At 63.3% G+C, this 2,652-nt stretch carries 3 protein-coding genes and 1 pseudogene; all 4 read right to left on the reverse strand.

The genetic code is table 11. The features are described from left to right. Positions 1-916 (reverse strand): serine hydrolase (locus QZY06_RS08835; RefSeq protein WP_295683006.1); only part of this gene is annotated, 916 nt, incomplete at its 3' end. Between the two features lie 70 nt (positions 917-986). Next, positions 987-1,376: a VOC family protein gene (locus QZY06_RS08840; RefSeq protein WP_295683008.1), complete on the reverse strand. Its 390-nt coding sequence runs from the start codon at positions 1,374-1,376 to the stop codon at positions 987-989. A 74-nt stretch (positions 1,377-1,450) separates the two neighbouring features. Continuing rightward, positions 1,451-2,326 (reverse strand): dienelactone hydrolase family protein, encoded by an 876-nt coding sequence (locus QZY06_RS08845; RefSeq protein WP_295683010.1) that lies wholly within the window; start codon positions 2,324-2,326, stop codon positions 1,451-1,453. Between the two features lie 85 nt (positions 2,327-2,411). Next, positions 2,412-2,652: pseudogene (locus QZY06_RS08850) on the reverse strand (acetamidase); the annotation flags it as partial.

Here is a 2,652-nt window from a genome sequence, read left to right on the forward strand (position 1 = left end):
CCTCACCATAGCTGGCATCGTCTGGAGAGAACCGGTTTTCTCCGCTGAGACGACCATCGCGCAAGCGGCCAGGCGTGATCATCTCGTCCAAGAAGCGTCTGTCGAAAAGACGATTCGTGAACAGCGCACGATGCCATCGCCCCAGATCGCTTGCCGTGGACCGCATGGCACCGGCACCACCCGCTTCCGATATCTCGATGATGGGTGGATGAGTAAACGATCCGGGACTGCCGTCTACAGGCGAATAGCCATCCACTCTTCCAGCAACCACCGCGTCTGAAGAATCGAAAGCGGTCTTGTCGAGGCCCAGGGGCTTGAAGATCATGGCCGCCGCCGCGTCGGCGAGCGACATGGCGGTGAGCTGCTCGATCACTGCGCCCAGCACGATGTAATTCGCGTTGCTGTACAGCCACGCCGTTCCGGGCTCGAAATCGAACGGTGAGGATTGGGCGCTGATTTCCTGCGCCAACGCGATTTGAGACTTCGGCCTCGCAAGGTCAGTCGGGCACGAGACGTTCCGTTCATCGCTGTGCAGCCCAGCTGTGTGGTTCAGCAGCTCACGCACTGTGAATGACGGGCTCCCGGCGAAGAATGCCAAGTGCTTCGAGACGGCATCGTCAAGGTCCAGCTTGCCATCGGAGGCCAACTTGACCACCAGGGCAGCAGTGAACTGTTTGGTGAGCGAGCCGATCCGAAAGACGCTGCCGCCAGCCAGTTCGGTAGCCGTCTCGATGTTGGCCAAACCGTAGTGGTTCGAAAGCAGAGTGCGTCCAGGCAGCGAGATATGCACGGCAACACCGGGGCACGCTCCTGAACGGATGGAAGATCTTGCGGCATCGCCGATTTCGGAAGCGAGTCCTGCATCCCCGACCGCCGCCTGCGAAGCGGTAGGTTTGAACGCAAACCCGGCTGCCATCAGGGCACTGCTTCTTAGAAGGGCGCGTCGGGTAAGAAGCATGCTGACTCCGTTCGATTGTTTGTCAGGCTCACAAGCTCTCGCGCAGCTGAAAGATGTTGCCTTCCGGATCACAGGCATTGGACACAACGAAGCCCGGGCCCTGCCATTGCTCCGTGTACACCTCGCCGCCCAGCGTAGCCGCAAGGCGTCGCGACGCCGGCAGGCTGGGCACGGTCAGGAAGAACTTCAGCGCGGTATCTTCGCGGCGCGCCGGCGGCGTCGTGATGGTGATCGTCGCGGCGATCGACACCGGGATCGCGTGGATGACCAGCTGCATGTCGGAGTCCGGCACTTGCAGCACCACCAGTTCGGCCGTCGCGTGAACGCGGCGCATCGCCAGCAGGGACTGGTAGAAGCCAGCCAGGCGTTCGAGATCCTTGGCGTAGAGGAATAAACCGTTTCTGGCGGGACCGGACATGCCGAACCACTCCTGAGGCGTACGAATCAGGCCTGATTATCGCTCGGCTGTCTTGCCCGCCAAATTCGTAAGGATCAGACCACGCCGTTGCGGCTGAACCAGTCCATCAGGCGTACCCAGCCATCCCTGGCCTGCGCGGCGCGGTAGCTCGGCCGGTAGTCGGCATGGAAGCCATGCGGCGTGTCCGGATACAGCACGATCTCCGAAGCCTTGGCAGCCGGGCTGCTCGATGCGGCGAGCTTGGCGAGCATCTGGTCGACGGTGTCGGTGGCGATGCCGGTGTCGGCCGCGCCATAGAGGCCGAGCACGGGTGCCTTGAGTTGATCGACGAGATCGATCGGGTTCTGCGGCTGCAGTTCGGTGCCTGGGCGGATCAGGCCGCCGTACCAGGCGACGCCAGCCTTCACCACCGGATTGTGGGCGGCGTACAGCCAGGTGATGCGGCCGCCCCAGCAGAAGCCGGTGACGGCCAGCTTGCCTGGATCGCCGCCGTTGCTGGCGGCCCAGATCGCGGTGGCGTCGAGGTCGTCCATCACTTGCGCGTCCGGCACTTTCGAGACCAGTTGGGCGACCAGTTCCTTGGTGTCGGTGTACTTGCTGGCATCGCCCTGGCGCGCGAACAGTTCGGGGGCGATGGCCAGATAGCCGGCTTGCGCGAAACGCCGGCAGACATCCTTGATGTGCTCGTGCACACCGAAGATTTCCTGCACCACCAGCACCGTCGGCAGGTTGCGGCCGCCGCGTGGCTGGGCGCGATAGGCCGGCATCTTGCCGTCCTTGACCGGGATGCTGACCTCGCCGGCCAGCAGGCCATCGGCCGGCGTGGTGATCAGGCTTTGCGCTGAAACCGGCTGCACGGCGAGCGCGAAACCGCTGGCCAGCGCGGTGACGATGAAGCCACGGCGGTTCATTTCCGAGGGCGAGACAAAAGCGATGGCATCAGGGTGCATCGGAATCTCCACGGCGTGATGGCAGGGTCGCACCTTACAGGGTCGGCATCGGCTGCCGGCCCGTCATTCAGACCCGATCATTGAGCTAACGTTTCGGCAGCAGTGATTTCTTGATCTTCGCCACCGCCGTGAAGTTCGGATCGACAACGTTGGCGATCTCCAGTTCGGCAGCCTGGCCCATCAGCAATTGGGCGCCGCGTTCGGTGTAGCCGTAGTCGGCCATCAGCCAGCGCTGCAGTTCGCTGTTGGCATGCTGCAGCGCTTCGCCGAGTGGCCGCGCGCTACCCAGAGTCATGATGTAGGCCTCGTTCTCGAGGCGCGGCCAG

The sequence above is a fragment of the uncultured Nevskia sp. genome (assembly GCF_903885465.1).
Classification (GTDB): Bacteria; Pseudomonadota; Gammaproteobacteria; order Nevskiales; family Nevskiaceae; genus Nevskia.